Origin of the sequence: Xylanibacter ruminicola Ga6B6 (assembly GCF_000687715.1) — a bacterium.
GTDB lineage: Bacteria > Bacteroidota > Bacteroidia > Bacteroidales > Bacteroidaceae > Prevotella > Prevotella ruminicola_B.
This window is the reverse complement of sequence record NZ_JHXD01000006.1, coordinates 18,655-34,976: the sequence shown is the minus strand read 5'-3', so window position 1 is coordinate 34,976 and position 16,322 is coordinate 18,655. Positions and strand designations below refer to the sequence as shown.

Below are 16,322 nucleotides of genomic sequence, written 5' to 3'. Positions count from 1 at the left end.
AAAATGAGGCAATAACTATATTGCCTCATACTAAAATATAACTCAAGTGTTTATTTTAGAAATTCCACTTTACTGCAAGCGTTGGGTTGATAAAGAACTTCTTATCATTATAGGTATTATAAATGAAGTTGTTGCTAACCTCTACCTCGGTACCTACACTGAAATGCTCGGTAGCATTGTACCACAACTGAGGCTCAGTAAGCAGAACCAGCTGACCGTGTCCATTGGCCTTTTCGCCACGCCAGAAATCAATGAAACCAGAGAAGGTACCCTTCTTATTTGCAAAGTTCAGACCCCATACACCAGTAAGCTGTACCGAATTATAGGCGCTGGTATTGTCGTAACTCTTAAAGAAACGCTTATACATCAACTGCACCGAATAGGTCTTTGAGAAGTCGGCGTTATGACCATTCCACGCAGCACCAATCAATCCTGCCTGCTGGAACGAACCGAAACGATTCAATCCACCATCATACTCCACATGGGCAGCAAAGCCTTTCTTACCAATATTAAACTCACGAGAGATTTCACCATAAGCACCCTCGGTGAACTTACGACTAAAGTCGATATCCACGAAGTAGAACCAAGAACCCCACTGGTCGGCCTTGAACTGCTCGAGGGTCATGGTTACCTTCTGGCGACCTGATTCCTCATCAGAGTAGAAATTACGACCAAAATCATAATGCAACTGCACATTCTGTGCACTAACGCTCATAGCTGCTACAGCCAGTAACGCAATAGAAAAAAACTTTTTCATAATTATATTATATATAATGTTTAATCTTTTAATGTATCAACAATGAGTCGCGCTGCATTCTCGGGGGCTTTCTTATCACCTAAAGCCTGCTTTACCTCATGGTACCCCTCGAGCATACGTTCACGATCGGGACCGGAAAGAATCTTCTCGAGTTGGCTACGGATGTTAGCTACCGAGAAATCTTCGAGCAGTTCCTTAACCACTTCGCGACCTGCCACCAGATTTACAAGCGAAACATATTTTACCTTTAAGAAATGGCGACGCAAGAACCCTAGAACGGCAGGCATCGGTATTTTATAGCACACCACCTGTGGCACGCCAAACAGGCAAGTCTCAAGCGTGGCCGTGCCACTGGTCACCAAGGCTGTATGGGCTTTCGCGAGCAAAGCATACGTCTGTCCGAACACAATATCAGCCTGCGAACCTTGCATAAACTGCTGATAATACGAAGGTTCGATGCCAGGCGCTCCTGCCACTACAATTTGGTAATCATTTTCATAAGGTTTTATAGCCTCAAGCATCGCAGGCAGATTATCTTTTATCTCCTGTTTACGCGATCCTGCCAACAGCGCGATAATCCGTTCCTTCTTTGCCTCCGGCTGAGCCTGCAAGAACTCCTTGACCTCATCAGCCGTGGGATTACCTACGTAATGCATGGGATAATGATGTTTATTCTCAAAGAAATCCACCTCGAAAGGCAGGATTGAGAAGAGTTGATCAACATCACGTTTGATATTCTTAATACGATACTCCTTCCAAGCCCAGATCTTGGGCGAGATATAATAATACACAGGAATATTTGTATGACTTTTTACAAACTCAGCTATCTTGAGATTAAAACCTGGATAATCTACCAATATCAAACAGTCGGGCTGCCAATCCACCACATCCTGCTTACACATCTTCATGTTGCGAAGTATAGTGGGCAGATGCAATAGCACAGGTATAAAACCCATATAGGCCAGTTCCTTATAATGGCGAACACGGGTACCACCCACGGCCGTCATCAGGTCGCCACCGAAGAAACGGAACTCAGCCTCATCGTCAACATCTTTCAATGCTTTCATCAGATGCGACGCATGCAGATCGCCCGAGGCCTCGCCTACTATCAGGTAATACTTCATAAGTTCCAGCCCTTTACAAGATCCATAGCCTGATAGGCGGTCACGTCTATCTGAGTAGGCGTAATAGCTATATAGCCATGGTGCAGTGCCCAGTTGTCGGTATCCTCAGCATCGGGTTCATCATTACGATAGTGACCAATCATCCACCAGTAGTCGTAGCCACGTGAATGATGGTGCATCTCGGTTTCGTTATACCACGTACCAAATGCCATACGACAAACCTTAACGCCCTGATAAGCCTCAACCAATGGGAAGTTCACGTTCAAGCACACGCCTTTAGGCAATCCTTCGTTCAGCACCCTTTGGGTAATCTCACGCACATAAGGTCGAAGCGGTTCAAAGTCGGCATCGGCATGCAGATCGCAAAGCGAGAAGGCCACCGATGGGATATACTTCAGACAACCCTCGATGGTAACACCCATCGTACCACTGTAGTGCGTATTGACCGAAGCGTTATCGCCATGATTAATACCACCAATCACCATATCGGGTTGACGCTTGCAGATATTGGCCAGCGCCATTTTTACACAATCCACGGGGGTACCATTACAACTCCACACCTCTACCCCCTCCTCTTTTCGCTGCAGATTCAGGCGCAAAGGGATACCAGCCGAAAAGGCGCACGAGTAGCCGCTACGGGCATCATCAGGTGCACAAACAATGATATCAGCTATATCCTTCAGCATGTCTATCAGGCAGTTAATACCTTTTGCCTGATAGCCGTCATCGTTCGAAATGAGCAATAAAGGTCGTTTAATTTCCATAAAATATCAATGATTTGGCTGCAAAGTTACAAAAATCTCTTAATTCATAACGATTAATTCTTAATTTTTTAGTAACTTTGTGGCCAAATTTCTTATTTTTATCAAGATTAAGTCAAAATCAAATGGGAAAGATTATTGCTTTAGCAAACCAAAAAGGCGGTGTAGGCAAAACCACCACTACCATCAACCTGGCAGCATCGCTGGCCACGTTGGAAAAAACGGTACTGGTTGTCGACGCTGACCCTCAGGCCAACGCTTCGAGTGGCTTGGGTGTAGACATCAAGGATGTAGAATGTTCACTATACGAATGCATCATCAACAAGGCCGATGTGCGCGACGCCATCTACACCACCGATATCGACGGACTGGATATCATCCCCAGCCATATCGATCTGGTTGGTGCCGAGATTGAGATGCTGAATCTGAACGATCGTGAGAAAGTGATCAAGAAGATGCTTGAGCCTATTCGTAACGAATACGACTATATCCTCATCGACTGTTCACCATCACTGGGTCTCATCACCGTAAACTCGCTCACTGCAGCCAACTCGGTGATTATCCCTGTACAGTGCGAGTACTTTGCACTGGAGGGTATCAGCAAGCTGCTGAACACCATCAAGATTATCAAGAACAAGTTGAACCCAACGCTCGAGATAGAAGGATTCCTGCTGACGATGTACGACAGTCGTCTGCGTTTGGCCAACCAGATTTACGATGAGGTAAAGCGCCACTTCCAGGAGCTGGTATTCAAGACTGTTATTCAGCGTAACGTTAAATTAAGCGAGGCACCCAGTCATGGTCTGCCCGTCATTCTCTATGATGCCGACTCGACAGGTGCCAAGAACCACCTGGCACTGGCTCAGGAAATCATCTACAAGAACAAAAAATAACTATGGCAGTAAGAAAAAAATACGATCACAACGTACTGGGTCGCGGACTCGATAACATCGGCACCGGCAGAGGCATGGGGCTCGATGCACTTATCAATACTAACGATATCAACACCAAAGGTACATCAAACCTGAATGAGATAGCCATCGAGCTGATTGAACCTAACCCAGACCAGCCACGACATGAGTTCGACGAGAACGCACTTAACGAGCTGGCAGCCAGTATCCGTGAGATTGGCATCATCACCCCCATCACTGTTCGTGAGATGCCTTCTGGACGCTATCAGATTATTGCCGGTGAGCGCCGTTGGCGTGCATCACAGCTGGCAGGTCTTACAGCTATCCCTGCCTACATTAAGACCACCGACGATAAGCTGACCATGGAGATGGCTCTGGTTGAGAATATTCAGCGCGAGGATTTGAACGCTATCGAAATAGCACTGGCATACCAGCGACTGTCGGAATCTACAGGTATGACACAGGAGCGCATGTCGGAGCGCCTGGGTAAGAGTCGCACCTCGATTACCAACTATATGCGTCTGCTCAAGTTGCCCGCACAGATACAGATGGCCCTGAAGAATCGCGATATCGATATGGGACACGCCCGTGCTCTGCTCTCACTCGACAGTCCTTCGGCACAGCTCAAGCTGTTTAAGGACGTACACCGCAACGGCTACTCGGTACGTAAGGTAGAGGAGATGGTGCAGATGGTGAAGAACGGCGACACCCTGCAGAACGCCCGCAAGACCGTGGCTCCCAACCAGCTGCCACTGGAGTACAGCATTCTGAGAGACCGCCTGTCGGACCTGTTCAAAACAAAAGTACAAATGACCTGCTCTGCCCAGTCGAAGGGGCGCATCAGCATTTCCTTTGCCAATGAGGATGAGCTGGAGTATATCATGAATGTCTTCGACAAACTGAAGAAGAAGTAAAACAAGAACATGAAGAATAGATGTAAGCTGTTGATAACTGGCATGCTGCTGGCCACCGGTTTCGGTACCGTCCGAGCCCAGGAGGAGGTGGTATTGGAGCACGACTCGTTGTCACAAGCCATCAATAACGAGGTGTCGCTGCTGGTCGATTCGGCCCGCATACCCACCAAGCCTCTCAAGGACATGAGCACTTGGCGCCCCGATCCTAAACGCGCGCTGTGGCTGGCTCTGGTAATACCTGGCGGCGGACAGATCTATAACCGCAAATACTGGAAATTGCCGTTGGTTTACGGCGGTTTCATCGGTTGTCTGTACGCCATGAACTGGAATAACACCATGTATAAGGACTACTCACAGGCCTATATCGATATCATGGACAACGACCCTGGCACGCAGAGTTACAACCAGTTTCTGCATAACGGTGCCACCATCAACGGCCAGGAAGAGCGATACAAGAAGCTCTTCAAGCAGCGTAAGGACCGCTACCGTCGTTGGCGCGACATGAGTTTCTTTGTACTGGTAGGCGTCTACGCCCTTTCAGTCATCGACGCATATGTTGATGCCGAGTTGTCGGTATTCGATATCAGCAAGGACTTGAGTCTGAGCATCGAACCCACCATCCTGGACACCCACACCTCACGCAATCCGCTCGACGCCGGTGCCGTTGGTGTGCAATGTAGTATCAAATTTTAATGGCATATGATAGTAAAGAATTACATAAAGATTTTAAGTTTTGCGGTACTGCTCTTTAGTAGCGCACCGCTGTCGGCACAGACTATTTTAGACGATCCCGAAGAGGAGGAAGACGAAGAGGAGGTTGACAGCCTGTTCGTACCCATCGAGGATGAGATTTCGGTAAGAGACAAACAGGGCAACGAGGAACTCATCGAGTTTCCCGAGGCCATGACATTCAACCTCGACAGTCTGCTCGAGCTCTACATGACCAAGACTTATCTGAGCAAGGGCGATTGCGAGATGAAGGATGAGAACCCCACCTACACACCAGAGGAGTATATTGAACGACTTCGCCGTATGCCTACTGTCATGGAGATGGCCTACAACGATATCGTACAGCGCTTCATCGACCGTTACATGGGTCGTCTGCGCCACTCGGTTAGTCTGATGCTGGGTGCAGCCAATTTCTACATCCCCATCTTCGAAGAAGCCCTCGAGGCTTATCAGGTTCCCTTGGAACTCAAGTACCTGCCCGTTATCGAAAGTGCACTGAATCCCAAAGCCGTATCACGTGTAGGTGCCACTGGCTTGTGGCAGTTCATGCTGACTACTGGTAAGCAGTACGGACTGGAGGTAAATTCGCTGGTTGATGAGCGCCGCGATCCTGTAAAGGCTTCGTATGCTGCAGCCCGCTATCTGCGCGACCTGTATCGTGTGTTTGGCGACTGGAACCTGGTGATTGCCGCTTACAACTGCGGTCCTGGTAACATCAACAAAGCCATTCACCGTGCCGGAGGCGAAAAGGACTATTGGCAGTTGTATCCTTACCTGCCAGCCGAGACACGTGGTTATGTACCAGCATTCATCGCAGCCAACTATGCGATGACCTACTATTGCGAGCATAACATCTGCCCCATGAACACCCGTCTGCCTCTGCAGACCGATACCGTGGTGGTTGATCGCGATGTACACCTGCAACAAGTGGCCGCCGTGCTCGATTTGGATATTGAGATGCTGCGTTCGTTAAACCCCGAATATCGCCGCGACATTGTGCCTGGCGCCAACAAGAAGCATGCCATCCGCCTGCCTATGGCCGATGTCACTCGCTTTATCGACCTGCAGGATAGCATCTACAGCTATCGTGCCGACGAGTTGCTCACCAAGCGTGCCGTAGCCGAGGTTAACGACGATCAGCCCACCTATCGTAGCAAGAAGAGCAGCCGACGCGGTCGCAGTAGTCGCGCCAGTCGCAATTCACGCCGTGGCGGTTCCAGCGTCACCGTCCGCTCTGGTCAGACACTGGGCGAGATAGCCCGTCGTAATGGCACTACCGTTGCAAAACTGAAAAGACTCAATGGTCTCCGTGGCAATAATATCCGAGCTGGTAAGAAGCTCCGAGTAAGATAAAGCAGATTTGACGTTTATAAATGAAGTAAAAGAGGTATGGCAGAAGAAAAACAATTAACCCAAGAAGAAAAAGATGATCAGATGATCAATGAGGCGTTCCAGCAACTGTTGAACGATTATATTTCGTCGCGTCATCGTAAGAAAGTCGACCTCATCACAAAGGCCTTCAACTTTGCACGTCAGGCCCATAAGGGTGTTCGCCGTCTGTCGGGCGAGCCATATATCATGCACCCCATCGCCGTAGCGCAGATTGCATGCAGCGAAGTGGGCTTAGGCTCTACCAGTATCTGTGCAGCCCTGTTGCACGATGTAGTAGAAGACACCGACTATACCGTAGAGGACATCGAGAACATTTTTGGTGCCAAGATCGCACAGATTGTGGATGGACTGACCAAGATCAGTGGCGGTATCTTTGGCGAGCAGGCTTCGGCACAGGCCGAGAACTTCAAGAAACTTCTTCTCACCATGAGTGATGATATCCGTGTGATTATCATCAAGATCTGCGACCGTTTGCACAACATGCGCACCCTGGAGAGTCAGCCTGCCAACAAACAGTACAAGATTGCTGGCGAGACCCTTTACATCTATGCGCCGTTGGCCAATCGTCTGGGATTGAACAAGATTAAGAGCGAGCTGGAGAACCTGAGCTTTAAGTTTGAGCACCCCGACGAGTATAACAAGATAGAATCGAAACTGAAGCTGACCCGTGAGGACCGCGACGAGCTGTTCTCACAGTTCACCTCGCCCATCGAGAACGCACTCAACAGCATGGGTATCAAATACGAGATTAAGGAGCGTGTAAAAACACCTTACTCTATATGGAACAAGATGCAGAACAAGCACGTTAGCTTCGAGGAAATCTACGATATCCTGGCCGTGCGCATCATTTTCACGCCTAACAACCGCGACGACGAGGTTAACGAGTGCTTCAAGATCTACGTTGCTATTTCAAAGATATACAAGTCGCACCCCGACCGTTTGCGCGATTGGCTCTCGCAGCCTAAGGCCAACGGTTACCAGGCCCTGCACGTCACCCTGATGTCGAAGACCGGTCAGTGGATTGAGGTACAGATACGTTCCGACCGCATGGACGAGATAGCCGAGCAGGGCTTTGCGGCTCACTGGAAATACAAGGACGGCGTTGAGGAGGAATATACCGAGGACGAGAACGAGCTGAACGAATGGTTGCGTACCATCAAGGAGATTCTGGACGACCCACAGCCCGATGCAATGGACTTCCTCGACACCATCAAACTCAACCTCTTTGCAAGCGAGATATTCGTGTTTACCCCCAAGGGCGAAATCCGCACCCTGCCCGCTGGCTGCACGGCACTCGACTTTGCCTTCTCTATCCACACTTTCTTAGGTAGTCATTGTATCGGTGCCAAGGTAAACCACAAGCTGGTTCCTCTGAGTTACAAGCTACAGAGTGGCGACCAGGTTGAGATTCTTACCTCTAAGTCGCAGCATGTCAACCCCGCATGGATCAACTTTGTATCTACCGCCAAGGCCAAAGCCAAGATTCAGGCCATTCTGCGTCGCGACAACCGCGAGGTACAGCGCGAGGGTGAGGAGATACTGAATGCCTTCCTGAAGAAGAATGGCTTCGAGCCTACAGTAGCTCTGGCCGACAAGTTGGCCGAATACCACGAGTACAACAAGCGTCCTGAGTTCTTCCAGGCCCTGGGCGAAAAAATTGTGCTGTTAGGCGAGAAAGATGTGGATGAGCTGAACGGCAAGAACAAGGAGGCCGACAGCAATTCCGGCTGGCGTAAGTTCGTACCCTTTGTGGGAAAGAAGAAAAAGGAAGAGCACAGCCGTCAGGAACTGTTTGTGGTACCTGAGAAGTTCAACCGCAAAAAGCCGGTATATATCTCAGAGGAGAACTACAACCAGTTCAAGTTCATGGGCTGCTGTCACCCCATCCCAGGCGACGATGCCTTAGGCTATATCAACAATAAGAATCAGATTGAGATACACAAGCGTGCCTGTCCGGTGGCTGCCAAGCTCAAGACCAGCTACGGCAACCGTATCCTCGACATCAAGTGGGACATGCACAAGAAGCTCTACTTCGATGCCACCATCCGCATCAGCGGTATCGACCGTCTGGGTATGTTGAGCGAGATGACACAGGTTATCTCGTCGGAGATGAATGTGAACATCCACAAGATCCTCATCACCTGCGAAGAAGGTATCTTCGAGGGAACCATCGAAATGCGTGTACACGACCGCGACAACGTACGTGCCATCATGGAGAACCTCAAGAAGATTCCCGATCTCAAGGAGATTTCCGAAATTATGTAAACTACTTTATAAACAATGAAAAAACTACTGCTATTACTGGCCATCATGGCCATTTCTGCCTCTAGTTCGGCTAGAACATCTAGCCCTGCTAAAAATTTCGATAACCCCGACACCATCGTAGTAGCTCGCGATGGTACGGGACAGTTCCGCACCGTCGACGAAGCCATCGAGGTATGTCGTGCGTTTATGGATTACCACAAGGTTATTTTTGTCAAGAACGGTACATACAAGGAAAAACTGATTATCCCTTCGTGGTTGCAGAACATCGAGATTTGCGGTGAGGATGCCGAGAAGACCATCATCACCTACGACGATCATGCCAACATCGCCCGTCCCGAAACAGGAAAGCCCATGGGCACGTTCCGTACTTACACCCTGAAGATTGAGGGCAATGATATCACCCTGAAGAATATCACCATCGAGAACAACTCTGCCCGTTTAGGTCAGGCTGTGGCATTGCATACCGAGGGCGACCGACTGGTATTTGTCGGCTGTCGTTTCATCGGTCATCAGGATACGGTCTACACCGGAGTGGCAGGCACACGTCTGTACTTCAAGGACTGTTTTATCTGTGGCACCACCGATTTCATCTTCGGTCCCTCTACTGCCTGGTTCGAGGGTTGCACCATCGAGAGTCGTATCAACTCATACGTTACAGCAGCCTCAACACCACAGGATCAGCCCTACGGCTACATCTTCAACAACTGCCGTCTGATAGCTACCCCCGAGGCCACACAGGTTTACTTAGGTCGTCCTTGGCGCGACTATGGCTACACGCTCTTCATGAACTGCGAGTTAGGCGCTCACATCCGTCCTGAGGGTTGGCATCACTGGGAGAAGCACCGCGAGCAGACTGCCCGTTACTTAGAGTACAACAACCGTGGTACCGGTGCCAACACCAGTCAGCGAGTTCCATGGAGTCGCCAGCTCACCAAGAAAGAAGCTGCTAAGATCACCATCTCCAACGTCTTTGCCCGCAACGACGGTTGGACCCCTATAAAATAAATAAGGTATATATATGAAGAAATTACTAATTACAGTTTTAACCACTACACTGTCACTCGTGGCCATCGCCCAGGAGCGTCCGCTCTGGATGCGTTTCTGCGCCATTTCGCCCGACGGACAGACGATTGCATTTTCGTATAAGGGCGACCTGTTTACAGTGCCCGTTACTGGTGGCACAGCCAAGCAGCTTACCACCAACCCTGCTTACGACTACAATCCTGTTTGGAGCCCCGACGGCAGCAAGATTGCTTTTGCTTCCGACCGTGAGGGTGGCATCAATGTGTGGGTAATGCCCAGCAAGGGCGGACAGCCACAGCAGATTACCACCAGTAGTCATTTTAAGAACGTGCTGACATTTGCCGACAACGACCATGTGCTGTTCAGCATGGCCGACATGCCCACACGCCAGAGTATCATCCCCAGCCTTGGGAAATTCCCTCAGGTATACGAGGTTAGCATAAAGGGCGGTCGCCCACGCTTGTTCTCTGGTCTGATGATGGCCGATATCAACATCAACCGTAAAACGGGCGATGTGCTGTATCACGACATCAAGGGCAGCGAGGATATGTACCGCAAGCACCACCAGTCGGCAATCTGCCGCGATATCTGGTTGCTGTCGAAGGGAAAATACACCAAGCTTACCGACTTTGCCGGCGAAGACCGCACACCAGTGTGGACTGCCGATGGTAAGGGTTATTACTACCTGAGCGAGCAGGATGGCACCTTTAACGTTTGGTACCGCAGTCTGGACGGCAAACAGAACCAGCAGATTACACGTCATAAGACCAACCCCGTACGTTTCCTCAGCGCAGCTGACAACGGAACCTTGTGCTATGGCTACGATGGCGAGATCTACACCGTACGTCAGGGCAGTCAGCCTCAGCGTGTAAACATCAATATCGTCAGCGACAAGACCGATCGCGAACTCATCCGCGAGGTGCTTACCAAGGGTGCTACCGAGGTGGTAGCTTCGCCCAGCGGCAAGGAGGTGGCATTCATTGTACATGGCGAGGTATATGTAACCTCTACCGATTACAGGACCACCCGTCGTATTACCGACACCCCCGAGCTGGAGCGCAACCTGAGTTTCTCACCCGATGGACGTTCGCTGGCCTATGCCTCAGAGCGTAATGGCTGCTGGAACATCTACCAGACAACCATCAAGAACAAGGACGAGAAGCAGTTTGCTTATGCTACCGACTTTACCGAAGAGCAGCTCACCAAGCACAACCACACCTCGTTCTATCCCCGCTACAGTCCCGATGGTAAGGAGTTGGCTTTCTTCGAGGATCGCGGCACCATCCGCATCATCAATTTAGCCACCAAGAAAATACGTACCGTCATGGACGGCAAGGATCTCTTCTCATACTCTGATGGCGACATCGACTTTGAGTGGAGTCCCGACAGCCGTTGGCTGCTGGCCACCTACTATGGCGACGGCGGCTACCACCACGATGATATTGCGCTGATTGATGCCTCGGGTAAACAGAAGCCCTACAATCTGACCAATAGTTCTTACTACGACATGAACCCTCACTGGGTTCTCGGTGGAAAGGCCATGCTGTTCACAAGCAACCGCAGAGGCTTCAAGAACCACGGCGGACACGGATGGCAGAACGACTATTTCCTGATGTTCTTTGATATCGATGCCTACGAACGTTTCCAGATGTCGAAGGAGGAGAAGGCCATCTACGACGAGGCTCACAAGCCTGCCAAAAAAGAAAACACGGCTACCGACAGCAAGGATAAGAAAGCTGCAGAAAAGAAGCCAGCCGTTGAACCTTTGCAGTTCGACCTGGAGAATGCTAAGGACCGTATTGTACGCCTGACCGCCCACTCTACCCGCTTGGGCGATGCCTACCTCACACCAAAGGGCGACACCCTGTACTACCAGGCTGCCTATGAGGATGGCTACGACCTGTGGAAGTACGACCTGCTGGAGGATAAGAGCGAGCTGGTGATCCGTGGCGTAGGCAACGGACGCCTGAGCACCGACAAGAAAGGTAAAAACCTATTCTTTATGAATAAGGGTTCGCTGCGCCGTATCGACATCGCGAAAGGCAGCCGTAAGGCTATTGATTTCGAAGCCGACTTCAACAACCGTCCGTTTGAAGAGCGCCAGCATCTGTTCGAGCATATCTGGCGTCAGGTTGACGATAAGTTCTACCGCGACGACCTGCATGGCGTGGATTGGGCTGGATATAAGAAAATCTACGAAAAGTTCCTGCCATACATCAACAACGTGTACGACTTCCGCGATATGCTGGCCGAGATGTTAGGTGAGCTGAATGCCTCGCATACTGGTGCCCGCTACCAGAATCCCGTTGAGTTCCGCACGGCCTCGTTAGGTTTGTTCTTCGACGACAGCTACAAGGGCGACGGACTGAAGATTGCCGAGATTCCCAAGGGCTCGCCATTGGCTGTACGTAACACCGGCGTCAAGGCTGGCGACATTATCGAGGCCATCGACGGTACACCAATCAGGAAAGGCGACGACTACTATCCCCTGCTGGCTGGGAAGACCGGTAAGGTGGTACGTCTCACCATCAATGGTCGTATCGTGAACATCAAAGCCATCTCGCTCACCGCATACAACAATATCCTTTACGATCGTTGGGTAGAGCGAAACCGCAAACTGGTCGACAGTCTGTCGAACGGTCGTCTGGCTTACGTACACATCTCATCGATGAACGGTGCCAAATTCCGTGAACTGTATGAGGAGATTCTGAACGAGACCAACCGCGGGCGCGATGCCGTGATAGTAGATGAGCGCCATAATGGTGGTGGCTATCTGCACGACGATCTTTGCCATCTGCTCAATGGCCGTCAGCACTCACACTTCATGGCCCATGGCAAATACTTAGGTATCGAGCCATCAGCCCAGTGGAACAAGCCATCGTGCGTTGTTCTGTGCGAAGACGACTATAGCAATGCCTGCGGATTCCCCCGTCAGTATCAGGACATGAAGATTGGTAAGCTGATTGGTGCGCCTGTAGCCGGAACATCCACCAGTGTTTGGTGGGAGACGCTTGTCAACGGCGTAGTATTCGGTATTCCACAGGTAGGCCGTATCGATGTGCGTGGCGACTATGGTGAGAACACCCCACTGCAGCCCGACATCGAGGTTTACAACACCCCCGAGGATTACCTTAACGGTCACGACCGTCAGTTAGAGCGTGCCGTACAGGAGATGCTCAAGGAAGGCGCTGCCTTCAAGGAAAAGACCAAGAATGATTTTGGAGGTCACAAACGATAAACAAAAAGCCCCGCCGGTTGGCGGGGCTTATTTATTTAGAGCGCATCGAGATGACTTTTAAGCACTTGCAAATCTTCGCGCAACGCAATCAGGTTCTGTAAGGCATCGGCTGTTTTCTGCACGCCTTGTCGGTTTTTAGTCAACATTTCACGTGCAGCAGCAATCTTGAATCCACGCACTTTCACCAGGTTGTGTATCAGGCGTATCTGATCCAGATCTTTCTCCTGATACTGACGTATTTTCGCAGTTCCCGAGGTCTTTGGCTTCAGGAATGGAAACTCAGTTTCCCAGTAGCGCAGCGTACTCTCGTTCAAATCGAACATCTCGGCTACCTCCCTAATGGAGTAGTACGTTTTCAGCCTCCTATTCAAATTCAGTGCCATAATTACTACTATTTTGCTGCAAAGGTAAACTTTTTCACCGAAATCTCAAAACTTTTACGAAAAAAATGTGTAACTTTGCACCCAAATTTATAAATGGTAAATCATAAATTGTCAAATAGTAAAATAAGATGATGACAGCAAATGAGATTCGCGACTCATTCAAGAAGTTTTTCGAGTCGAAGCAGCACGCTATCGTACCATCAGCCCCAATGGTGATCAAGGACGATCCCACACTGATGTTTACGAACGCAGGTATGAACCAATGGAAAGATATCATCCTGGGTACTCGCGACCCAGAGCCACGCCGTCGAGCGGATACACAGAAGTGCCTGCGTGTATCAGGAAAGCACAACGACCTTGAAGAGGTTGGACACGATACTTATCACCACACCATGTTCGAGATGCTCGGTAACTGGAGCTTTGGCGACTACTTCAAGGAGGGCGCCATCGATATGGCATGGGAGTATCTGGTTGACGTGCTGAAGCTGAATCCTGAGGATCTCTATGTGACCGTATTCGAGGGCTCGCCCGAGGAGAACATCCCTCGCGACGACGAGGCTGCCAAGTACTGGGCAAAGCACGTACCCGAGGATCACATCATCAACGGAAACAAGCACGATAACTTCTGGGAGATGGGCGATACAGGTCCTTGCGGTCCTTGCTCTGAGATCCACGTAGATAGCCGCACCCCTGAGCAGAAAGCTGCCAGCGGCAAGACCGGTCGTGAGCTGGTTAACCAGGACGACCCACAGGTTATCGAAATCTGGAACATCGTATTCATGCAGTTCAACCGCAAGGCCGACGGTTCACTCGAGCCTCTGTCAATGAACGTGATTGATACCGGTATGGGCTTTGAACGTCTGGTCCGCATGATGCAGGGCAAGCACTCTAACTATGATACCGACGTATTCCAGCCTATCATCAAGGCCGAGCAGCAGATTACCGGACTGAAGTACTTCACCTTCGAGGAGGAGACCGAGAGTCCCATCAGCAAGGAGCAGGACGACATCAACGTGGCTATGCGTGTTTGCGCCGACCACCTGCGTGCCGTTGCCTTCTCGATTGCCGACGGTCAGCTGCCTTCTAATGCCAAGGCAGGTTATGTCATCCGTCGTATCTTGCGCCGTGCCGTACGTTATGCCTATACCTTCCTGAACCAGAAGGATGGTTTCCTGTACAAGCTCGTTCCAACACTCGTTGCCGAGATGGGCGGTGCCTTCCCCGAGTTGGAGGCTCAGCAGCAGCTTGTCACTAAGGTGATCAAGGAAGAGGAAGAGTCGTTCCTCCGCACCCTCGAAAAGGGTATCGGTATGCTGAACGATGCCATGAACACCCTCAAGGCCGAGGGTAAGACCGAACTGGATGGCGTACAGGCCTTCCGTTTGTTCGACACTTACGGTTTCCCTCTCGACCTCACCGAGCTCATCTGTCGCGAGAACGGCTTCACCGTTAACGAAGAGCAGTTCAATGTTGAGATGCAGAAGCAGAAGGACCGTGCCCGTAACGCCGCTGCCGTTGAGAACAGCGACTGGGTTGAACTGGCCGCCGGAGAACAGCAGTTCGTTGGTTATGATTATACCGAATACGAGTGCCATATCATCCGCTACCGCAAGGTAACTCAGAAAAAGAATGAGTTCTACGAGCTGGTACTCGATAACACCCCATTCTATGGTGAGATGGGTGGACAGGTTGGTGACTGCGGTGTACTCGTTAACGAGGCCGAGACCATCAACATCATCGATACCAAGCGCGAGAACGGTCAGAGCGTTCACATCGTGAAGCAGTTGCCAAAGGATCCCGCAGCCCAGTTCATGGCATGCGTTGATACCGACAAGCGTAACGCTTCGGCCGCTAACCATACCGCTACTCACCTGCTCGACTATGCTTTGAAGCAGATTCTCGGCGACCACGTAGAGCAGAAGGGTTCGTTTGTAAGCCCCGACACCCTGCGTTTCGACTTCTCACACTTCGAGAAGGTTACCGACGAGCAGCTGCGCGAGGTTGAGCGTATGGTTAACGATATGATCCGTCAGGACATTCACATCGATGAGCACCGCGACGTACCTTTCGACGAGGCTAAGAAGCTTGGTGCTATCGCCCTGTTCGGCGAGAAGTACGGCGATAAGGTTCGTGTGGTTCGTTTCGGTCCAAGTTGCGAGTTCTGTGGTGGTATCCACGCTTCAAGCACCGGACGTATCGGTTTCTTCAAGATTATCTCTGAGAGCAGCGTTGCTGCCGGCATCCGTCGTATCGAGGCCAAGACCGGTCAGGAGTGCGAGGAACTGCTGTACCAGACCGAGGATATCCTGAAGGCTGTTAAGGCATTCTTTAACAATGCCAAGGACCTGCAGGGTGTTATCAAGAAGTATATCGAGGAGCACGACTCTATGAAGAAGGAGATTGAGGCTTTCCAGGCACAGGCTGTAGAGCGCGCTGCCAAGCAGTTGGTCGACAAGGCTCGCGAGGTAAACGGCGTCAAGGTTGTTTCTGCCGTTCTGCCTATGAATCCTGCTGCTGCCAAGGATCTGGCATTTAAGATTCGCGCAGCTGTAGAGGGCTCACTGCTGTGTGTACTGGGTACTCACGACAACAATAAACCACAGCTTAGCATCATGATGAGCGACGATATGGTAAGCGACCACGGACTGAATGCCGGTCAGATGGTTCGCGAGGCTGCTAAGCTCATCCAGGGTGGTGGTGGCGGTCAGCCTCACTTTGCCCAGGCTGGTGGTAAGAACGCCGACGGCTTGAGCGCCGCCGTTGACAAGGTGTTAGAGCTGGCAAAGCTTAACTAACCTGTTTTTGCTAGTACACGTAGAAAATAA

At 50.6% G+C, this 16,322-nt stretch carries 12 protein-coding genes; 8 read left to right on the top strand and 4 right to left on the bottom strand.

Features of this window, described 5'->3' with window-relative positions:
* Positions 1 to 55: 55 nt before the first annotated feature.
* From T500_RS0105475 to surE, 3 genes are read right to left on the bottom strand one after another with little or no spacing between them, the layout of a single operon-like run.
* Positions 56 to 757, bottom strand: coding sequence for a DUF5020 family protein (locus T500_RS0105475; RefSeq protein WP_028907279.1), 702 nt, complete (start codon positions 755 to 757; stop codon positions 56 to 58).
* Between the two features lie 20 nt (positions 758 to 777).
* Positions 778 to 1,881, bottom strand: a complete 1,104-nt coding sequence (gene lpxB / locus T500_RS0105470; RefSeq protein WP_028907278.1) for a lipid-A-disaccharide synthase — start codon at positions 1,879 to 1,881, stop codon at positions 778 to 780.
* Positions 1,878 to 2,645, bottom strand: a complete 768-nt coding sequence (gene surE / locus T500_RS0105465; protein WP_028907277.1) for a 5'/3'-nucleotidase SurE — start codon at positions 2,643 to 2,645, stop codon at positions 1,878 to 1,880. The genes lpxB and surE overlap by 4 nt, the downstream gene beginning before the upstream one ends.
* Positions 2,646 to 2,767: 122 nt before the next feature.
* Between surE and T500_RS0105460 the strand changes: the two genes are divergently transcribed.
* Genes T500_RS0105460 through T500_RS0105430 form a run of 7 tightly spaced genes read left to right on the top strand, consistent with a single transcriptional unit; the run spans position 2,768 to position 13,114 of the window.
* A complete protein-coding gene (locus tag T500_RS0105460; protein WP_028907276.1) occupies positions 2,768 to 3,535 on the top strand; it encodes a ParA family protein in 768 nt (255 codons plus the stop codon).
* 2 nt (positions 3,536 to 3,537) lie between these two features.
* Positions 3,538 to 4,467 (top strand): ParB/RepB/Spo0J family partition protein, encoded by a 930-nt coding sequence (locus T500_RS0105455; RefSeq protein WP_028907275.1) that lies wholly within the window; start codon positions 3,538 to 3,540, stop codon positions 4,465 to 4,467.
* A gap of 9 nt (positions 4,468 to 4,476) precedes the next feature.
* Positions 4,477 to 5,160: a DUF5683 domain-containing protein gene (locus T500_RS0105450; RefSeq protein ID WP_028907274.1), complete on the top strand. Its 684-nt coding sequence runs from the start codon at positions 4,477 to 4,479 to the stop codon at positions 5,158 to 5,160.
* A 6-nt stretch (positions 5,161 to 5,166) separates the two neighbouring features.
* Positions 5,167 to 6,549 (top strand): lytic transglycosylase domain-containing protein, encoded by a 1,383-nt coding sequence (locus T500_RS0105445; RefSeq protein WP_028907273.1) that lies wholly within the window; start codon positions 5,167 to 5,169, stop codon positions 6,547 to 6,549.
* A gap of 36 nt (positions 6,550 to 6,585) precedes the next feature.
* Positions 6,586 to 8,853, top strand: a complete 2,268-nt coding sequence (locus T500_RS0105440; RefSeq protein WP_028907272.1) for a RelA/SpoT family protein — start codon at positions 6,586 to 6,588, stop codon at positions 8,851 to 8,853.
* A gap of 15 nt (positions 8,854 to 8,868) precedes the next feature.
* Positions 8,869 to 9,858 carry a pectinesterase family protein gene (locus tag T500_RS0105435; protein WP_028907271.1) on the top strand — a complete coding sequence of 330 codons (990 nt, stop codon included), beginning with the start codon at positions 8,869 to 8,871 and terminating at the stop codon, positions 9,856 to 9,858.
* Between the two features lie 13 nt (positions 9,859 to 9,871).
* A complete protein-coding gene (locus T500_RS0105430; protein ID WP_028907270.1) occupies positions 9,872 to 13,114 on the top strand; it encodes a S41 family peptidase in 3,243 nt (1,080 codons plus the stop codon).
* A 35-nt stretch (positions 13,115 to 13,149) separates the two neighbouring features.
* Here the strand turns inward: T500_RS0105430 and T500_RS0105425 are convergent, their stop codons facing one another.
* The gene (locus T500_RS0105425; RefSeq protein ID WP_013063345.1) at positions 13,150 to 13,497 is read right to left on the bottom strand and encodes a MerR family transcriptional regulator; all 348 of its coding nucleotides are present in this window, start codon (positions 13,495 to 13,497) and stop codon (positions 13,150 to 13,152) included.
* Positions 13,498 to 13,625: 128 nt separating this feature from the next.
* Here T500_RS0105425 and alaS point away from each other — a divergent pair, with 128 nt between their 5' ends.
* The gene (gene alaS, locus T500_RS0105420) at positions 13,626 to 16,292 is read left to right on the top strand and encodes an alanine--tRNA ligase (RefSeq protein WP_028907269.1); all 2,667 of its coding nucleotides are present in this window, start codon (positions 13,626 to 13,628) and stop codon (positions 16,290 to 16,292) included.
* Positions 16,293 to 16,322 lie beyond the last annotated feature (30 nt).